Source organism: Streptococcus mitis bv. 2 str. SK95, from assembly GCF_000222705.1.
GTDB lineage: Bacteria > Bacillota > Bacilli > Lactobacillales > Streptococcaceae > Streptococcus > Streptococcus mitis_AY.
The window spans coordinates 63,726-83,163 of sequence record NZ_AFUB01000042.1; the positions used below are offsets into that span (position 1 = coordinate 63,726).

Consider the following 19,438-nt stretch of genomic DNA (forward strand, 5'->3'; position numbering starts at 1 on the left):
CAGTAAGTAAAATGAAAGCGATAAAAATTGAACAAATTAATATATGGTTGATTTTGACAATTTAAGTCGTTTATTGCATAATAAAAGTATATGCAAAAAGAGAGGTATGTTTTATGGATTTTTTTAAATTAGCAGACAACATTGCAAAGGAAGCTGGTAAAGTATTGAACGATGTCGGTTCTGCTACTAGCGAAGCCTTAAATGAAGCGAGTAAATTTACTGGAGAAGTTATTACAGAATCTGCAAAAACTATAGGTGAAGTATCAGACCAAGTTGGTAATGTTGTCTCAGATGTCTCAGGGAAAGCCGTTGAAGTTGCTGGAGATGTAGCAAATCAGATATCAAATGTGACTTCTCAAACATTTAACGAAGCTGGGAAAATAGCGAATAATACAAAAGAACAAATTGAATCGGTAGATCTTTTTAATTCTAAACTAAGACAAGAAGCTGTTGATGGATATAATGAAGCTATTAGTTGTTATAATGAGGAAGCTGATAACTTGGCTAATAAATCAATAGAGCTTTATCAGGTTAGGGATAAAGCTATCAAAGTTGTAAAAATTGTTGAAGAAAGAATTAACAAACTAGCAAATAAACCAAAAGAGTTTGAAACAAAATTAGAAGAAATTGATGTTGAAATTCAGAATTTTGAAGATAAGCAAATTGCTATTTCACAGTCAATTAAGGAAGCTGAATTAGCAAGTGGTAGCACAGCGGCTACGGCTTCACTTAGCGCATTAGGAGTAACAGTTGCAACTTTAGGACCTACTGTCGCTATGGGTGTTGCAACTACATTTGGTGTTGCATCAACAGGTACTGCAATTTCAAGTTTGACAGGTGCTGCAGCAAATAGCGCCGCTCTGGCTTGGTTAGGTGGTGGAAGTTTAGCAGCTGGTGGCGGTGGAGTGGCAGCAGGTAACGCATTTTTAGCATTAGCTGGTCCTGTCGGTTGGGGAATTGCAGGCGTTATGTTGACCGCTTCTGTAGGCGCTGGTGTAGTAGCTAATAGGAAAAATGAAGAAGTTGCAAAAGAAGCTATAGAGGAACAGAAAAAGGTAGAATTGTTGACTAGACAACTTAAAGAAAAAGTAATAGAAGTTACAGAATTAATAGAACTAACAGAAAAACAAACAGAGGGAATATACTTAGCTAATTTATCTTTAACTGGGATGGACTATAGCTTATTTACTGATGACGAAAAATATCAAGCAGGTGCTTTAGTGAATTCAACTCTATCATTGACTGCTATGGTAAATAAGGAAATTAGAATAAATGAGTAACCAGATTATTAATCAAGCTTTTAACCAAGGCATTGGTGCATATGTCAATTGTTTAAATAACTTGAGAATTCAAGATTTACATAATGCTATGAAAATCATAGAGGATGAAGCACGCAGAGTCATCTTAAACAAGGACAATGCCTCAAAGATTTTAAACTATACTAGAGATAATATTGAAGATGTTATTCTAAAGAAGCGTGGAGGAGACTACGGTGGTCACGGGTTTATCGCTGAATTTGCAGAAGCAGGGATTGTAAATGCGAGGAGAGCCATTGAAGGGTTAAATCCTATTGTCAAAGTATTGAATGATAATGGACCAGCCGATTTATTAATTGGTAGAAATACCATTCAAATGAAGTTTTATGGTAATTTACGTGATGAACTAGCTCAATCGTTTCATTACAGTTCAAAAATGAAAATGATGTTTCCAAAAGATCACGTTCAAGTATTTGAAAAAATAATGGCTGGAGCAAAAGAAGTTGAATTGAATGGCAAGAGATTATCCATTAAACAAATTACGGATATACGCCAAATGATTAATGATATCACTGAAAGCAAGGGACTTACTTCATACAAATATTGGATGAAATCCTCTGCTCTAGATTATAAAGACGCTCAAAAAAATTCAATTCATTCTCTTATAGATTCTGAAGAGAAGAATATTCGTAAAACAGTCAGACTAAAACAACAAGAATTAAATAAAAAAAGATTAGTGGCCCAAAAACATGCATTACCAAATTTAAAAGAAGCTAACAAGGTTGCAAGAAACGCAGCTTTTTTACAGGGTGGTTTAGCTTTGATGTCGACTGTATATGGAAAATACAAAGAAGGAAAAAATATTTTTGAATTCGAAGAATCAGATTGGTTAGATTGTGGATTGAATTCATTACAAGGTGTTGCAAGTGGAGCAATATCAGGATATTCAATTTACGGATTAACAAATATTTTGGGTATTAGCGCTCCAAATGCCAGTGCTTTAGTAATGGCTACTTATGGAATGATAGATGTTGTTTTGAGATTTAGATCTTCTGAAATAACTCAAGATGAACTTATGAACCTCTTGACATTAAATGTAATAGATGCTTCCTTTGCTACAATTGGTGCTTGTATTGGTCAGATCATGATTCCAATACCTGTTCTAGGTTCTGTAGTGGGCTCAATAGCTACTTCTATAATATGGGAGATAGGTAAGGGGATTTTAAACGAAAGAGAACAAAACATAATTCAAGTTTATAGAGAAAATTTGAATAGTTACATAAAAACTTTAGACGAGAATTATCTTGTTATTTATAATGAAATTATAGAAAAGTATAAAAAATTGGGTGAGATACAAGAGTATTCGTTTGATTTGTCAATAAATACTAAACTTAGATTTGAGTACTCTATTGAGATGGCGGAAAAATTAGAAATTGAAGACAAAAAAATTCTCCATGATTTGTCTGAAATTGATAGTTATTTTCTTGACTAGATCGTTTTCAGATTCTTTATAGTCTAAAACTATAAAAGCATATAAAATTTTAAAAAGCGCTATTATAATCTTTGAAATATTGATATTTACGAACGTTTTAAGGGCTTAATAGTGTTAAAAATCTTGTTTTGTGTTATAATGAATTATCACATTAGAGATTAGAGGAGTTTGTTATGAAAACAGATATTGAAATCGCGCAGAGTATTGAGTTGAAACCAATCGTGAATGTTGTGGAGAAACTTGGTATTTCTTACGATGATTTGGAGTTGTACGGGAAGTACAAGGCTAAGCTTAGTTTTGATAAAATCCGTGCAGTTGAGAGCAATCCAGTTGGAAAATTGATCTTGGTAACTGCTATCAACCCAACACCTGCTGGTGAAGGGAAGTCTACCATTACCATTGGTCTTGCGGATGCCTTGAACAAGATTGGCAAGAAAACTATGATTGCTATCCGCGAACCGTCTCTTGGTCCAGTAATGGGGATCAAAGGTGGTGCAGCCGGTGGTGGTTATGCCCAAGTGTTGCCAATGGAAGACATCAACCTCCACTTTACTGGAGATATGCATGCTATTACAACTGCCAACAATGCACTTTCTGCCTTGATTGACAACCACTTGCACCAAGGAAATGAGCTGGGAATCGACCAACGTCGTATTCTCTGGAAACGTGTCGTGGACTTGAATGACCGTGCCCTTCGTCATGTGACAGTTGGCCTTGGTGGTCCTCTAAATGGTATTCCACGCGAGGATGGTTTCGATATTACCGTTGCTTCAGAAATTATGGCGATTCTTTGCTTGGCGACTGATATTGAAGATTTGAAACGTCGTTTGGCTAATATTGTAATTGGTTATCGCTATGACCGCACTCCTGTTTCTGTAGGTGATTTACAGGTTGAAGGTGCTTTAGCATTGATTTTGAAAGATGCTATCAAACCGAACTTGGTTCAGACAATTTACGGTACACCTGCCTTTGTACACGGTGGTCCATTTGCCAATATCGCTCATGGATGTAACTCTGTCTTGGCAACTACAACAGCCCTTCACTTGGCTGATTACACAGTTACTGAAGCTGGTTTTGGTGCAGACCTTGGGGCTGAGAAATTCCTTGATATCAAGACACCAAACTTGCCAACATCTCCAGATGCTGTTGTCATCGTCGCAACCCTTCGTGCCCTTAAGATGAATGGTGGTGTAGCTAAGGATGCTTTGACAGAGGAAAATGTAGAAGCAGTGCGTGCAGGTTTTGCCAACTTGAAACGCCACGTTGAGAACATCCGTAAGTTCGGTATTCCAGCAGTTGTTGCAATTAATGAATTTGTCTCTGATACAGAAGCTGAAATCGCAGCCTTGAAAGAACTCTGTGCCTCAATCGATGTTCCAGTTGAGTTGGCTAGTGTCTGGGCTGATGGTGCAGAAGGTGGCGTAGCGCTTGCCGAAACGGTTGTTAAGACTATTGCTGAAAATCCAGCCAACTACACTCGTCTTTATGACAATGACCTTTCTGTCCAAGAAAAGATTGAAAAAATTGTCACTGAAATCTATCGTGGTAGCAAAGTGAACTTTGAGAAGAAATCTCAAACGCAAATTGCTCAAATCGTTCAAAATGGATGGGACAAATTGCCAATCTGTATGGCTAAAACTCAGTACAGTTTCTCTGACAATCCAAATGCACTTGGAGCTCCAGAGAACTTTGAAATTACCATTCGTGAATTGGTACCAAAATTAGGTGCAGGTTTTATCGTTGCCTTAACTGGTGATGTTATGACCATGCCAGGACTTCCAAAACGTCCAGCCGCTCTCAACATGGATGTTGAAAGTGATGGAACTGTTCTAGGATTGTTCTAGTATATTGCAATTGATTTCAAATGAGTTTGGAAATAATATCCAAGCTCATTTTTTTATCTAGATTTAAGGAGTTGTCTTCAGCTGATAATAGAGTTACTTTCTAGACGCAATCAGTCTAGGTAAAGATATTTTTCCTGATTTTTGATATAATAGAAACATTGACTTCAAGAGTAAGGAAGAGAAAATGAACGCATTATTGAATGGAATGAATGACCGTCAAGCTGAGGCGGTGCAAACGACAGAAGGCCCCTTGTTAATCATGGCTGGTGCTGGTTCTGGGAAGACTCGTGTTTTGACTCACAGAATCGCCTACTTGATTGATGAAAAAATGGTCAATCCTTGGAATATTTTGGCCATTACCTTTACCAACAAGGCTGCGCGTGAGATGAAGGAGCGTGCTTATGGGCTCAATCCAACAACTCAGGACTGTCTGATTGCGACCTTTCACTCCATGTGTGTTCGTATTCTACGTCGCGATGCGGATCATATTGGCTACAATCGGAACTTCACCATTGTAGATCCTGGTGAACAGCGAACCCTTATGAAGCGCATTCTCAAGCAATTGAACTTGGATCCGAAAAAATGGAATGAACGGACTATTTTGGGGACTATTTCCAATGCTAAGAATGACCTAATTGATGATGTGGCTTATGCTGCCCAAGCTGGCGATATGTACACGCAAATCGTGGCCCAGTGTTACACAGCCTATCAAAAAGAACTTCGTCAGTCAGAATCGGTTGACTTTGATGATTTGATTATGCTGACCCTGCGTCTCTTTGATCAGAATCCTGACGTCTTAACCTACTATCAGCAGAAGTTCCAATACATCCACGTGGATGAGTACCAAGATACCAACCATGCTCAGTACCAATTGGTCAAACTCTTGGCATCTCGCTTTAAAAATATCTGTGTGGTTGGGGATGCGGACCAGTCTATCTACGGTTGGCGTGGGGCTGATATGCAAAATATCTTGGATTTTGAGAAAGACTATCCCAAAGCCAAGGTTGTCTTGTTAGAAGAAAACTATCGTTCAACCAAAACTATTCTGCAAGCCGCCAATGACGTCATCAAAAACAATAAAAATCGTCGTCCTAAGAATCTCTGGACCCAGAATGCCGATGGGGAGCAGATTATTTACTATCGTGCTAACGACGAACAAGACGAAGCTGTTTTTGTAGCAAAAACCATCGATGAACTCGGTCGCAGCCAAAACTTCCTTCACAAGGATTTTGCAGTTCTTTATCGGACTAATGCGCAATCCCGTACTATTGAGGAAGCCCTGCTCAAGTCAAACATACCTTATACTATGGTTGGAGGAACCAAGTTCTACAGCCGTAAGGAAATTCGCGATATTATTGCCTACCTTAACCTCATTGCCAATCTGAGTGACAATATCAGTTTTGAGCGCATTATCAACGAGCCGAAACGTGGAATTGGGCCAGGTACTGTTGAGAAAATTCGCGACTTTGCTAACCTACAAGAGATGTCCATGCTAGACGCTTCAGCCAATATCATGTTATCAGGAATCAAGGGTAAGGCAGCCCAGTCTATCTGGGAGTTTGCCAATATGATTTTGGATTTGCGAGAGCAACTGGATCAATTAACGATTACTGAGTTGGTTGAGGCGGTTCTAGAAAAAACAGGTTATGTCGATATTCTTAATGCTCAGGCAACCTTGGAAAGCAAGGCTCGGGCTGAGAATATCCAAGAGTTCCTATCTGTTACTAAGAATTTTGACGACAATCCTGATAGTCAAGAAGAGGAAACAGGTTTAGATAAACTCAGTCGTTTCTTGAATGACCTAGCCTTGATTGCTGATACGGACTCTGGTAGTCAGGAAACATCGGAAGTGACCTTGATGACCTTGCATGCTGCTAAAGGGCTTGAGTTTCCGGTTGTCTTTATCATCGGGATGGAGGAAAATGTCTTTCCACTTAGTCGAGCAGCTGAAGATCCTGATGAGTTGGAAGAAGAGCGCCGTTTGGCCTATGTCGGTATCACGCGCGCTGAGAAGATTCTCTATCTGACCAATGCCAACTCTCGCTTGCTTTTCGGTCGTACAAGCTATAACCGTCCAACACGTTTCATCAATGAAATCAGTTCGGACTTGCTTGACTATCAAGGCTTGGCTCGACCAGCTAATACCAGTTTCAAGGCTTCTTATAGCAGTGGTGGGATTGCTTTCGGTCAAGGAATGAGTTTGGCTCAGGCACTTCAAGAACGGAAACGCAAGGCTGCACCAAGCTCTATCCAGTCAAGCGGTCTCCCGTTTGGACAATTTACAGCTGGAAACAAAAATGATACCAGCGATACCAACTGGTCTATTGGGGATATTGCCCTTCACAAGAAGTGGGGAGAGGGAACAGTTCTTGAAGTGTCGGGTAGTGGTGATACTCAGGAATTGAAAATCAATTTCCCAGAAGTGGGGCTGAAAAAACTCTTAGCCAGTGTTGCCCCAATTGAGAAAAAAATCTAATTTTTCATCCTTCTCACGAATAATAAAGTGAGGAGGATTTTTATGTATAGTATTTCATTCCAAGAAGATTCACTCTTACCCAGAGAAAGACTAGTTAAAGAAGGAGTAGAGGCTCTGAGCAATCAAGAATTGCTAGCGATTCTGCTCAGAACCGGAACGCGTCAAGCTAATGTTTTTGAAATCGCTCAGAAAGTCTTGAGTAGTCTCAACGGTCTAACTGATTTGAAAAAAATGACCCTGCAGGAATTGCAGAGTCTGTCAGGTATTGGACGTGTTAAAGCCATTGAATTACAAGCTATGATAGAACTAGGGCATCGTATTCACAAACATGAAACTCTTGAGATGGAAAGTATTCTCAGTAGTCAAAAGCTAGCCAAGAAAATGCAACATGAACTTGGTGATAAAAAACAAGAGCACCTAGTGGCGCTCTATCTCAATACTCAAAATCAAATCATTCATCAGCAGACCATCTTTATCGGATCTGCGACACGCAGTATTGCTGAACCGAGGGAAATCCTTCACTATGCCATCAAGCATATGGCCACCTCTGTGATTCTCGTTCACAATCATCCATCTGGTGCTGTATCTCCTAGTCGAAATGACGATCATGTCACTAAGCTAGTCAAGGAAGCTTGCGAACTGATGGGAATTGTGTTTCTGGATCATCTGATTGTCTCGCACTCGGATTACTTTAGTTACCGTGAAAAGACGGATCTGATTTAAAGCTCGTTTACAACATAGTCAAATAGTGTTTTATCCTTGGGACGATTTTCAAATAGAAATTCTGGATGCCATTGGACACCAAGATAAGGAAAATCATCTGTAGTTGTGACTGCCTCGATAATCTTATCCTTGGGATCATAAGCCACAACCTTAAGATTAGGAGCTAGATCTTTAATACTCTGGTGGTGGAAGGAGTTGATATGAGAGATTTCTCCATAGATCTCTCGGAGAATTGTATCAGGCTCAGTCACGAGGCGTTGGGTTGTGTATTCGGCTGAACAGTCCTGCCAATGATCCTCAATATCTTGGTGAAGTGTGCCTCCCATAGCGACGTTGAAGAGCTGGGTACCCCGACAAACAGAGAAAATTGGTTTCTCCTGTTTGATCGCTTCTCTGATAAGGGCTAATTCAAATTCATCTCTTTGAAGATGGTAGTCATCACTGTCAATTGTTTTAGGCTGGCCATAGTATTTTGGATCAACATTTTGCCCACCCGTAAGGATGAGTTTGTCAATCATAGCGACGTAATGGCTTGCCATTTCTTGATCACCAATCGGTAGGATGATGGGAATTCCGCCAGCGTCCTTGACTCCTTCAACAAAACCTTTTGCCGCATAGCTCATCATGACATCATCATCTGGATGAGCTTTTTCATTTCCTGTAATCCCAATAACTGGTTTTTTCATAAATGCTTTCGCTTTCTAATCCTCTTTACGCATAAAATAGAGGAGAGTTTGGAGTTCGCTTGTCAAATCAACATACTGAACGACCACATCTTTTGGAAGGTGAAGGTGGACGGGCGAAAAACTGAGAATACCTTTTATACCTGCATCGACCAAAAGATTGGCAACTTCTTGTGATTTAACACTTGGAACAGTTAGGATAGCAGTTTTGATATCTGCTTCTTTGATCTTTTCTTTAATTTGAGAGATGCCATAGATTGGAATCCCGTCAGGTGTCTGGGTGCCAACTTCTGGATGGTCATCTAGGTCAAAGGCCATGATAATCTTCATCTTGTTGCGCTCATGGAAGCGGTAGTGGAGAAGGGCATGCCCCATATTTCCAATCCCAACCAGCATAACATTTGTAATTGAGTTATCATTTAGGAGATCAGCAAAAAAATTCATCAATTTTTTAACATCATAACCAAATCCACGACGACCAAGTTCACCAAAATAGGAAAAATCTCGACGAACGGTCGCAGAATCGATACCGATAGCCTCTGCAATTTGTTTGGAGTTGGCACGTTCGATTTTCTCGGCATGAAATCTCTTGAAAATTCGATAGTAAAGAGAGAGTCTTTTTGCTGTTGCTTTTGGAATAGCAGACTGTTTATCTTTCACAAAATCACAACCTTTCTATTCTTCTATTTTATAGAAACATTGTGAAAAAATCAACAAAAACAAGAAAAAACTAAGAGAATTCTTAGTTTTAATCTGAAAAATTAGTTTGTGATAAAAAACGGTAGAGATCGCCAACTAATCCTTGATAAATCACCTTATCATTCAGTGTTAAGGAGCTGATTAGGAGAGTGTCGGGCAGGGTGACACAGCCTGATAGTGATAGCATAAGCTCTTCGTAATCGGAAAATTCAAGTGTGCGTTCTACTTGATAACTATCTTGATAGGTAAGTCTATACATAGTCAATTATCTTTCTTCTTTAGTGAAGATACCGCGTTCTACTAAACTGTCCATGAGGAAGTAGAATTTCTCTTGGTGGATATGGTGTTCTTCAGATTTAAAGATATTGACCAAACGAAGACCAGATTTGTCAGTGATGTTAAGCTTGGCTCCAGTAAGTTCCTTGTTAATGATAATTTTTAGTAGGAAGCCTTCACCACTATTAGGAACTTTTTCAAGTAGACGAGTCAGTTCGTAGTTTCCGACTTTTGTTTCAAAGAAAGTATTGTCTTTTAGTGTAAACTTTTTTACAGTTGGACTAAGTGTATAGTCGTAGCGGCAGTTTTGTAGTTTAATGGTTTTTTCGAATGCCATTAGATTAATCTCCAATAATATTTTTTAAGGTTTGTGCCAGTTGTTTCAGTTCCTCCTCAGTATTATGAGGGGACAGACTAATACGGACAGATTCTTTTAAGCGATGGGAATCCGCTCCATAAAGAGCCTCTAGGACATGGCTCGTTTGCACAATACCAGCAGTACAGGCTGAACCAGTTGAGATTGAGATTCCTTCAAGGTCTAACCGAAGCAAGAGTAAGTCATTTTTTTGACCAGGGAAGCCAATGTTGAAAACATAAGGAAGTTGGTGTTTGCTTTCATTGAGATAGTAGTTGAGACCTGCAATTTCTTCTAGAAAAACAGTTTTTAATCCCTCCAGTTTTTGGTAATGCTCAGCCTGATGATCCAAGTCTTCTTTGAGGGCAGCAACCATACCGACGATGGCAGCAAGGTTTTCTGTTCCAGCTCGTTTCTTTTGTTCTTGGTCCCCACCGTGAAGATAGGAATCGAAGTCCATAGACGAAGCGTAAAGAAAACCAATTCCTTTTGGTCCATGGAACTTGTGAGCAGAAGCACTAAGGAAATCAATTCCTAACTCCTCGGGATGGATAGGGATTTTTCCGATAGCTTGAACAGCATCAACATGATAAGCAACAGGATGCTCTTTTAAAACACGTCCAATCTCAGCTATTGGCAAGAGACTGCCCGTTTCATTATTGGCATACATGGTAGAAACTAGGATGGTATCGTCACGCAACGCTTCTTGAATTTGCTGCGCAGTGATTTCTTGATTTACTGGTTGGATGATTGTCACTTCAAAACCAAAATGTTGCACCAGGTAATCGATAGTCTCAAGCACGGAATGGTGTTCAATAGCTGTCGTGATGATGTGTTTTCCACGCTCTTGATGGCGTAGACAATAGCCGATGATAGCGGTATTATTACTTTCTGTTCCGCCAGATGTGAAAAAGATTCGTTGTGGCTTGGTTCCTAGTAAATGGGCTAACTCCTGACGGGCTTCACGGAGCAGTTTACCAGCCTGCCGACCATGACTATGAATACTAGAAGGATTCCCATGGGTTTCCTGCATGACCTTGGTCATTTCTGCAATAGCTACTGCTGACATAGGAGTCGTAGCAGCATTGTCCAAATAAATCAAAGAATCACCTTATTTCTTTTTGTTGTATGCAAAGAGTGGGCTGACTGGTTTTCTTTCGTGGATGCGGACGATTGCATCACCGATCAATTCGCTAGCGGTAATGTAGCACACATTTTTCGGAGTTCTTTCTTTTGTGGCTACTGAGTCTGTCACAAGGATTTCTTTGATGTTAGTAGCATCAAGAAGATCAGCAGCGCCTTCTACAAAGAGACCATGACTGGATACCGCATAGATTTCAGTTGCACCTTCACGCTCAACGATTTTTGCCGCTTCTGAGAAAGTACGGCCAGTGTTTAGGATATCATCAATCAAGATAGCCTTCTTGCCCTCAACATCTCCAATGATATAACCTTGGCTCCGCTCTGAGTCATCTTGAGCATAGTCGATGATTGCGATTGGTGCATCTAGGTATTCGGCTAAGCTACGAGCGCGCTTGACACCAGAGTTTTTAGGACTAACAACAACCACATCTGGTCCAAGTAAGCCCTTGTCACAATAGTGTTTAGCAAAAAGAGGAATTGTATAAAGATTGTCCACAGGAATGTCAAAGAAACCTTGCACCTGAACGGCATGTAGATCAAGGGTTAGAACACGGTTAACACCTGCTTTGACGAGCATATTAGCAACGAGTTTTGCAGTGAGAGGTTCGCGAGAAGAAGCGATACGATCTTGACGTGCATAACCAAAATAAGGAAGCACAACGTTGATACTATGGGCACTTGCACGTACGCAGGCATCAACCATGATTAACAACTCCATCAAGTGGTTGCTAACGGGGTAGCTGGTTGATTGGATGATGTAGACATCATAACCACGAACGCTCTCTTCAATGTTGACTTGGATTTCTCCATCAGAAAATTGGCGAGAAGATAATTTCCCGAGAGGTACCCCAACCGTTTCTGCGATTTTTTGTGCAATTTCATGATTGGAATTAAGTGCAAAAAGTTTCATGTTGTTTCTATCTGACATTATAGACCGTCCTCTGTAAACTTTGTGAATCTCCTTTGAGAAAGTTCTGTTTTTCAAAGGGAGATTCTTTTATTTTTATCTTTTCTATTCTACCAAAAAAAGGAGATTATTTCAGCTTTTTTTCATGCTTTTAATAAAACGAATTAATTTTGAAGGAGCTTTCTGATAAGTGATCTGATTTTCTTCTAAGAATTTCTGAAAATCAGCTTTCCCTTTTTCATGGTCTGTGACTTCAAGCTCGAGTTCATAGTCTGTCTGATCAAAGTAGTGACTTTGATCTAAAGCCATTAGACCAATCGGCGTTTCCATTTCGTAACGAAGAGTTGAAAGACAACCCAGAACAAACCAGTCTTGGCTTAGAATACCAATCTTAGCAAGTTCCTCTAGAACGAGTCCTTGAGGAAGTATTTGTTTTTCTAGGTAAGATTCAGCCTCTGGAAGATTCAGTTTCTGATTGTATTCCATATTTCCTACAGTTTGTGGCACCTTCAAGGTCAACTCCGCCCAATCTGAAAAGATACGAATGCGCATGGCAACCTTTTTTTCACGCAATTGGAAATCAGGTGTATCAATGTAGTAGTTTTTCTGTAGGATGGGTTGGATATGGGGAAACTGTTCTTTTAAATGATCGTAATCCTCTTTTTTCAGTAGTGTTTTCAGTTCAATTTCTAAATGTTTCATTTTTCTAACCTTTTTTTTATCTTTGAAAGCGATTTATGGTATAATGGACAATGTATTTATTGTATATGATTGTAGTGAAAAAATCAAAAATTTTAAACAACACAATCACATACCAAAAGGGAGAAAATATGACCATAGAATGGGAAGAATTTTTAGATCCTTACATTCAAGCTGTTGGTGAATTGAAGATTAAACTTCGTGGGATTCGCAAACAGTATCGTAAACAAAACAAGCATTCTCCGATTGAGTTTGTAACGGGTCGTGTCAAACCGATTGAAAGTATCAAAGAAAAAATGAATCGCAGAGGGATTGGCTACGATACTTTGGAACATGACTTACAGGATATCGCGGGTTTGCGGGTCATGGTGCAGTTCGTCGATGATGTTCAGGAAGTTGTTGCGATTTTACGCAAACGCCATGATATGAGAGTCGTTCAGGAACGAGATTATATCACTCATCGTAAGGCTTCGGGCTATCGCTCCTATCATGTGGTGGTAGAGTATACAGTTGACACCATCAGTGGTGTTAAGACGATTCTGGCTGAAATTCAAATCCGGACTTTAGCCATGAATTTTTGGGCTACGATTGAGCATTCGCTCAATTATAAGTATCAGGGGGATTTCCCAGAGGAGATCAAGAAACGCTTGGAGATTACAGCTAGAATTTCCCATCAATTGGATGAAGAAATGGGGAAAATTCGTGATGATATTCAGGAAGCACAGGCTCTCTTTGATCCTTTAAGTAGAAAACTAAACGACGGTGTAGGAAATAGTGACGATACAGATGAAGAATACAGGTAAACGAATTGATCTGATTGCAAATAGAAAACCGCAGAGTCAAAAGGTTTTGTATGAGCTGAAAAATCAGTTGAAAAAACATCATTTTATACTCAACGACACCAATCCTGACATCGTCATATCAATTGGTGGAGATGGGATGCTTTTGTCTGCCTTTCACAAGTACGAGAATCAGTTAGATAAAGTTCGATTTATTGGCGTACATACAGGACACTTGGGATTCTACACGGATTACCGCGACTTTGAGCTGGACCAGTTGGTTACCAATCTCCAACTGGATACTGGTGCCAAGGTTTCCTATCCTGTTTTGAATGTCAAGGTGACACTTGAAAACGGAGAAGTTAAGACCTTCCGTGCATTAAACGAAGCCAGCATCCGTCGATCGGATCGCACCATGGTTGCGGATATCATCATTAACCATGTTCCGTTTGAGCGATTTCGAGGAGATGGAGTAACTGTTTCAACGCCGACGGGAAGCACTGCCTATAACAAGTCCTTGGGGGGAGCTGTCTTGCATCCTACTATTGAGGCTTTGCAACTGACTGAAATTGCAAGTCTCAACAACCGAGTTTATCGAACCCTAGGTTCTTCAATCATCGTTCCGAAGAAAGATAAAATTGAGCTTTTACCGACTCGTAATGACTATCACACGCTATCAGTTGACAATAGTATCTATTCTTTCCGAAATATAGAACGGATTGAGTACCAAATCGACCATCACAAGATACACTTCGTAGCGACGCCAAGTCACACTAGTTTCTGGAATCGCGTCAAAGATGCCTTCATCGGCGAGGTGGACGAATGAGGTTTGAATTTATCGCAGATGAACATGTCAAAGTCAAAACCTTTCTTAAGAAACACGAGGTTTCTAAAGGACTTTTGGCTAAGATAAAGTTTCGAGGTGGGGCTATTTTGGTCAACGACCAACCTCAAAATGCGACTTATCTCTTAGATGTTGGAGACAGGGTTACCATTGATATTCCAGCAGAGGAAGGGTTTGAGAGCCTTGAAGCTATTGATCGACCACTAGATATCTTGTATGAGGATGACCATTTTCTGGTTTTGAATAAGCCATATGGAGTAGCCTCTATTCCTAGTGTTAATCATTCTAATACCATTGCCAATTTTATCAAGGGTTACTATGTCAAGCGGGAATATGAAAACCAGCAGGTTCACATCGTGACCAGGCTTGATAGAGATACATCTGGTTTGATGCTCTTTGCCAAGCACGGCTATGCTCATGCACGTTTAGACAAGCAACTGCAACGAAAGTCTATCGAAAAAAGGTATTTTGCACTGGTTAAAGGAGATGGTGTTTTGGATCCTGAAGGGGAAATTATTGCCCCGATTGCGCGTGATGTGGACTCCATTATTACGAGACGAGTCGCCAAGGGTGGGAAATACGCTCATACATCTTATAAAGTTGTAGCGTCTTATGGAGATATTTACCTAGTCGATATTCGCCTGCATACTGGTCGAACTCATCAGATCCGAGTGCATTTTTCTCATATCGGCTTCCCCTTGTTGGGAGATGATCTCTATGGTGGTAGCCTAGAAGATGGCATTCAACGCCAGGCCCTGCATTGCCATTCCTTATCATTTTATCATCCCTTCTTAGGGCGTCAGCTGGAGCTGGAGAGCCCTTTGCCAGATGATTTTAACAATCTTATCACTCAGTTATCAACTAATACTCTTTAAAATCTATTTTGAGTATAATTAATTATCTTAAAGGAGAAACTCATGGAAGTTTTTGAAAGTCTCAAAGCCAGTTTAGTTGGCAAAAATGCTCGTATTGTTCTACCTGAAGGGGAAGAGCCTCGTATCCTTCAAGCGACAAAACGCTTGGTAAAAGAAACAGAAGTTGTTCCTGTTTTACTTGGAAATCCTGCAAAAATTAAAATTTATCTTGAAATCGAAGGGATCATGGATGGTTATGAAGTGATTGATCCCCAACACTATCCTCAATTTGAAGATATGGTGGTTGCACTTGTAGAACGTCGTAAAGGAAAAATGTCAGAAGAAGAAGCGCGCCAGATCTTGCTAAAAGATGTTAACTACTTTGGTGTTATGCTTGTCTATATGGGCTTGGTAGATGGAATGGTATCGGGTGCTATTCACTCAACAGCTTCAACAGTTCGTCCAGCTCTTCAAATTATTAAAACGCGTCCAAATGTAACTCGTACTTCAGGAGCTTTTCTTATGGTGCGTGGTACAGAACGTTACTTGTTTGGTGACTGTGCCCTTAATATTAATCCTGATGCAGAAGCTCTGGCTGAAATTGCTATTAACTCAGCAATTACTGCCAAAATGTTTGGGATTCAACCCAAAATCGCTATGCTAAGCTATTCTACAAAAGGTTCTGGTTTTGGTGATAGTGTTGATAAGGTGGTTGAAGCAACTAAATTAGCACACGATCTACGTCCAGACCTTGAGATTGATGGGGAATTGCAATTCGACGCAGCTTTCGTTCCAGAAACAGCAGCCCTAAAAGCTCCAGGGAGCAATGTAGCAGGTCAAGCAAATGTCTTCATCTTCCCAGGTATCGAGGCAGGTAATATTGGATACAAAATAGCTGAGCGCCTAGGTGGTTTCGCAGCTATTGGTCCCGTTCTACAAGGATTGAATAAACCGGTCAACGATCTATCACGTGGATGTAACCCAGATGATGTTTACAAATTAACTCTCATCACAGCAGCTCAGGCGATCAATCAATAAGAAATGGAGTCTCTTCTACTAAAGGAAGGGGCTTTTTAGTACTGAGAAAAGGACAGTTAGAAGCTTCTATGTTATACTAGATATATGTTAGATTTGAAAGAATACGGTGTTGACATGTGGACGGAGGAGAAGATTTCCTCTTTCCGCGAGAAACTCCTCAACTGGTACGATGAAAACAAGCGGGATTTACCATGGCGTAGAAGTAAAAATCCTTATCATATCTGGGTTTCTGAAATTATGCTCCAACAGACTAGAGTAGAGACAGTTATTCCCTACTATGAACGATTCTTGGACTGGTTTCCAACTGTAGAAAGTTTGGCGAATGCTCCTGAAGAGCGTTTGCTGAAAGCATGGGAGGGGTTAGGTTATTATTCTAGAGTGCGTAATATGCAGGTTGCGGCCCAGCAGATTATGACTGACTTTGGTGGTCAATTTCCAAACACCTATGAAGGAATTTCTAGTTTAAAAGGGATTGGTCCTTATACTGCGGGAGCAATTTCCAGTATCGCTTTTAATTTACCTGAGCCCGCGGTCGATGGCAATGTTATGCGGGTTTTGGCACGTTTGTTTGAGGTCAATCATGATATCGGAGTTCCTAGCAATCGAAAGATTTTTCAAGCTATGATGGAAATCTTGATTGATCCAGAACGGCCGGGAGACTTTAACCAAGCTTTGATGGACTTGGGTTCTGACATAGAGGCGCCAGTTAATCCTAGACCAGAAGAAAGCCCTGTTAAGGACTTTAGTGCTGCATATCAGAATGGAACCATGGATTCTTATCCGATTAAAGAACCCAAGAAAAAGCCTCTCCCAATCTATCTCAAGGCTTTGGTTGTGCGCAATGCTCAAGGTCAATATCTACTTGAGAAAAATGAAAGTGAGAAACTGCTAGCTGGTTTTTGGCATTTCCCCTTGATAGAAGTAGAGGAGTTTTCACAGGAAGAGGAACAGCTGAATCTGTTTGCTCAGGTCGCTGAAAAAAGCGTTACTTTCGGTCCAACACCCCAAGAAAGTTTTGAGCAAGATTATGATTTAGAAGTTGATTGGTCCCATCAAGTATTTGATCAAGTCAAGCATGTATTTAGTCATCGGAAATGGCATATTCAAATCCTAGCGGGTCAGGTGATAGAATCAAAACAGTTTTCTGACAGAGAAATTCGCTGGGTTTCTCCTCAGGAATTTTCTGATTATCCATTTGCTAAACCTCAACAAAAGATTTGGCAGGCTTATAAAACAGTTCTTGAAGATGAAGGCTGGAATTAGCCATTTGTGCCTTCTTTACATTTTTTTGTTATAATAGATAGAGAAAAGGTGAACATATGAAAAAAATATTAGTTGTAGATGATGAGAAACCAATCTCAGATATTATTAAGTTTAATATGACCAAGGAAGGCTATGAGGTTGTAACAGCCTTTAACGGTAGAGAAGCTATCGAGCTATTTGAGGCGGAGCAACCAGATATTATTATCCTAGACTTGATGCTACCTGAAATTGATGGTTTAGAAGTAGCCAAAGCCATTCGTAAGACGAGCAGTGTGCCTATCATTATGCTCTCGGCTAAGGATAGTGAATTTGACAAGGTTATTGGTTTGGAGTTAGGTGCAGATGATTATGTCACAAAGCCTTTCTCAAACCGTGAATTGCAGGCGCGTGTCAAGGCATTACTCCGTCGTACAGACCTCGCTTCAGTGGATAGTCAAGAGTCTGATGAAAAGAAATCCCAACCCCTACAGATTGGCGATTTGGAAATTCTGCCGGACGCTTACGTAGCCAAAAAATATGGTGAGGAACTGGAATTGACCCACCGTGAGTTTGAACTTTTGTACCACTTGGCCTCTCATATTGGTCAAGTCATTACTCGTGAACACTTGCTTGAGACTGTTTGGGGCTATGATTATTTTGGTGATGTTCGTACAGTAGACGTGACCATCCGACGTTTACGTGAAAAAATTGAAGACACTCCAAGCCGTCCAGAGTACATCCTCACACGTCGTGGTGTGGGTTACTATATGAGAAATAATGATTGAAGATATTAGACAAACGATTCTGACCAGTGATTTTATCTTTATCCTGATTTTACTTGGCTTTATCTTGGTGGTAACCTTGTTGTTACTAGAAAATCGTCGGGATAATATTCGTCTAAAGCAGATTAATCAAAAGATTAAAGATTTAATTGCAGGAGATTATTCTCGAGTTTTGGATATGCAGGGAAGCTCTGAAATTACCAACATCACCAATAACCTCAATGATTTGTCTGAGGTCATTCGTTTAACGCAGGAAAATCTGGAGCAAGAAACAAAAAGGCTTAACAGTATTCTTTCTTATATGACAGATGGAGTTCTTGCAACCAATCGCCGTGGTCAGATTACTATGATTAACGATATGGCTAAGAAACAGCTGGGTATCGTAAAAGAAGAAGCATTGAACAAAAGCATCCTCGAATTGCTTAAGATAGAGGAAGAGTATGAACTGCGTGACCTCATTACACAGATTCCTGAATTGATGATTGATTCCCAAAATGCTAATGGAGAGTATCTCAGCCTTCGCGTACGTTTTGCTCTGGTTCGCCGTGAGTCAGGTTTCATCTCTGGTTTGGTTGCCGTTTTGCACGATACGACCGAACAGGAGAAGGAGGAGCGCGAACGGAGACTCTTCGTGTCCAATGTTAGCCATGAGTTGAGGACTCCTTTGACGAGTGTTAAATCTTATCTTGAAGCCTTAGACGAGGGAGCCTTATATGATCCTGTTGCTCCTGATTTTATCAAGGTTTCGCTTGATGAAACCAACCGTATGATGCGGATGGTGGCAGATCTCTTGCATCTCTCTCGTATTGATAATGCGACCACTCAGTTGGATGTGGAATTGATTAATTTTACAGCCTTCATCACCTTTATCCTCAATCGTTTCGATAAGATGAGGAGCCAGGATGAAGAGAAAAAATATGAGCTGGTTAGAGATTACCCAATCAATTCAGTTTGGATCGAAATCGATACTGATAAGATGACCCAGGTGATTGATAATATTCTCAACAATGCCATCAAGTACTCACCAGATGGTGGAAAAATCACTGTCAGCATGAAAACTACTGATGACCAGATGATTTTATCCATAAAAGACCAAGGTCTAGGTATTCCAAAGCAAGATTTGCCGAAGATTTTCGACCGTTTTTACCGTGTGGATCGCGCAAGAAGTCGTGCTCAAGGTGGAACTGGTCTAGGTTTGGCTATCGCCAAAGAAATCATCAAACAACATAATGGCTTTATTTGGGCCAAAAGTGAATACGGTAAGGGCTCAACCTTTACCATCGTGCTCCCTTATGATAAGGATGCCGTAAAAGAAGAAATATGGGAGGACGAAATAGAAGACTAGA

General features: G+C 40.2%; 19 protein-coding genes. 12 read left to right on the top strand and 7 right to left on the bottom strand.

The annotated features are described in order from the left end of the window. Positions 1-113: 113 nt before the first annotated feature. The 5 genes from HMPREF9965_RS08955 (at position 114) to radC (ending at position 7,791) form a co-directional block, all read left to right on the top strand. Positions 114-1,280: a hypothetical protein gene (locus HMPREF9965_RS08955; RefSeq protein ID WP_000345301.1), complete on the top strand. Its 1,167-nt coding sequence runs from the start codon at positions 114-116 to the stop codon at positions 1,278-1,280. Further along, complete coding sequence (locus HMPREF9965_RS08960; protein WP_000070720.1) at positions 1,273-2,748, top strand: hypothetical protein; 1,476 nt, start codon at positions 1,273-1,275, stop codon at positions 2,746-2,748. The genes HMPREF9965_RS08955 and HMPREF9965_RS08960 overlap by 8 nt, the downstream gene beginning before the upstream one ends. 173 nt (positions 2,749-2,921) lie before the next feature. Then, entirely contained in the window at positions 2,922-4,592 is a 1,671-nt protein-coding gene (locus HMPREF9965_RS08965; protein ID WP_000845301.1) for a formate--tetrahydrofolate ligase, read from the top strand. 184 nt (positions 4,593-4,776) lie between these two features. Beyond that, positions 4,777-7,068: a DNA helicase PcrA gene (gene pcrA / locus HMPREF9965_RS08970; RefSeq protein WP_000992904.1), complete on the top strand. Its 2,292-nt coding sequence runs from the start codon at positions 4,777-4,779 to the stop codon at positions 7,066-7,068. A gap of 42 nt (positions 7,069-7,110) precedes the next feature. Then, on the top strand, positions 7,111-7,791 hold the full coding sequence (gene radC / locus HMPREF9965_RS08975) for a RadC family protein (RefSeq protein WP_000286943.1): 681 nt from the start codon (positions 7,111-7,113) through the stop codon (positions 7,789-7,791). On the opposite strand, the gene HMPREF9965_RS08980 is transcribed toward radC, so the two are convergent. The 7 genes from HMPREF9965_RS08980 to HMPREF9965_RS09010 form a co-directional block, all read right to left on the bottom strand. Next, positions 7,788-8,477, bottom strand: a complete 690-nt coding sequence (locus tag HMPREF9965_RS08980) for a gamma-glutamyl-gamma-aminobutyrate hydrolase family protein (RefSeq protein ID WP_000743328.1) — start codon at positions 8,475-8,477, stop codon at positions 7,788-7,790. The two genes, radC and HMPREF9965_RS08980, sit on opposite strands and share 4 nt — an antisense overlap. A 15-nt stretch (positions 8,478-8,492) precedes the next feature. After that, entirely contained in the window at positions 8,493-9,134 is a 642-nt protein-coding gene (locus HMPREF9965_RS08985; protein WP_000653411.1) for a redox-sensing transcriptional repressor Rex, read from the bottom strand. 88 nt (positions 9,135-9,222) lie between these two features. Beyond that, positions 9,223-9,432, bottom strand: coding sequence for a DUF4649 family protein (locus HMPREF9965_RS08990; protein ID WP_042898814.1), 210 nt, complete (start codon positions 9,430-9,432; stop codon positions 9,223-9,225). A gap of 6 nt (positions 9,433-9,438) precedes the next feature. Continuing rightward, positions 9,439-9,786 (bottom strand): DUF1831 domain-containing protein, encoded by a 348-nt coding sequence (locus tag HMPREF9965_RS08995; RefSeq protein ID WP_000863527.1) that lies wholly within the window; start codon positions 9,784-9,786, stop codon positions 9,439-9,441. 4 nt (positions 9,787-9,790) lie between these two features. Further along, entirely contained in the window at positions 9,791-10,906 is a 1,116-nt protein-coding gene (locus HMPREF9965_RS09000) for a cysteine desulfurase family protein (RefSeq protein ID WP_000639645.1), read from the bottom strand. 9 nt (positions 10,907-10,915) lie between these two features. Then, positions 10,916-11,875, bottom strand: coding sequence for a ribose-phosphate diphosphokinase (locus HMPREF9965_RS09005; RefSeq protein WP_001283841.1), 960 nt, complete (start codon positions 11,873-11,875; stop codon positions 10,916-10,918). Positions 11,876-11,986: 111 nt separating this feature from the next. After that, positions 11,987-12,556: a CYTH domain-containing protein gene (locus tag HMPREF9965_RS09010; RefSeq protein WP_000681298.1), complete on the bottom strand. Its 570-nt coding sequence runs from the start codon at positions 12,554-12,556 to the stop codon at positions 11,987-11,989. A gap of 128 nt (positions 12,557-12,684) precedes the next feature. Between HMPREF9965_RS09010 and HMPREF9965_RS09015 the strand changes: the two genes are divergently transcribed. The 7 genes from HMPREF9965_RS09015 to vicK all read left to right on the top strand — a co-directional run bounded on the left by HMPREF9965_RS09015 (position 12,685) and on the right by vicK (position 19,437). Continuing rightward, positions 12,685-13,356 (top strand): GTP pyrophosphokinase, encoded by a 672-nt coding sequence (locus tag HMPREF9965_RS09015; RefSeq protein ID WP_000151563.1) that lies wholly within the window; start codon positions 12,685-12,687, stop codon positions 13,354-13,356. Continuing rightward, positions 13,340-14,158, top strand: a complete 819-nt coding sequence (locus HMPREF9965_RS09020; RefSeq protein WP_000799045.1) for an NAD kinase — start codon at positions 13,340-13,342, stop codon at positions 14,156-14,158. The genes HMPREF9965_RS09015 and HMPREF9965_RS09020 overlap by 17 nt, the downstream gene beginning before the upstream one ends. Then, positions 14,155-15,051, top strand: coding sequence for an RluA family pseudouridine synthase (locus tag HMPREF9965_RS09025; protein ID WP_001209997.1), 897 nt, complete (start codon positions 14,155-14,157; stop codon positions 15,049-15,051). Before HMPREF9965_RS09020 ends, HMPREF9965_RS09025 begins: the two co-directional genes overlap by 4 nt. Positions 15,052-15,093: 42 nt before the next feature. Next, entirely contained in the window at positions 15,094-16,068 is a 975-nt protein-coding gene (pta, locus tag HMPREF9965_RS09030) for a phosphate acetyltransferase (protein ID WP_000451593.1), read from the top strand. Positions 16,069-16,152: 84 nt separating this feature from the next. Continuing rightward, positions 16,153-17,331, top strand: a complete 1,179-nt coding sequence (gene mutY / locus HMPREF9965_RS09035; protein WP_000886165.1) for an A/G-specific adenine glycosylase — start codon at positions 16,153-16,155, stop codon at positions 17,329-17,331. A 56-nt stretch (positions 17,332-17,387) separates the two neighbouring features. Then, complete coding sequence (yycF, locus tag HMPREF9965_RS09040; RefSeq protein ID WP_000723163.1) at positions 17,388-18,095, top strand: response regulator YycF; 708 nt, start codon at positions 17,388-17,390, stop codon at positions 18,093-18,095. Continuing rightward, positions 18,088-19,437 carry a cell wall metabolism sensor histidine kinase VicK gene (vicK, locus tag HMPREF9965_RS09045; protein WP_000568725.1) on the top strand — a complete coding sequence of 450 codons (1,350 nt, stop codon included), beginning with the start codon at positions 18,088-18,090 and terminating at the stop codon, positions 19,435-19,437. The genes yycF and vicK overlap by 8 nt, the downstream gene beginning before the upstream one ends. The last annotated feature ends 1 nt before the right edge of the window (position 19,438 follow it).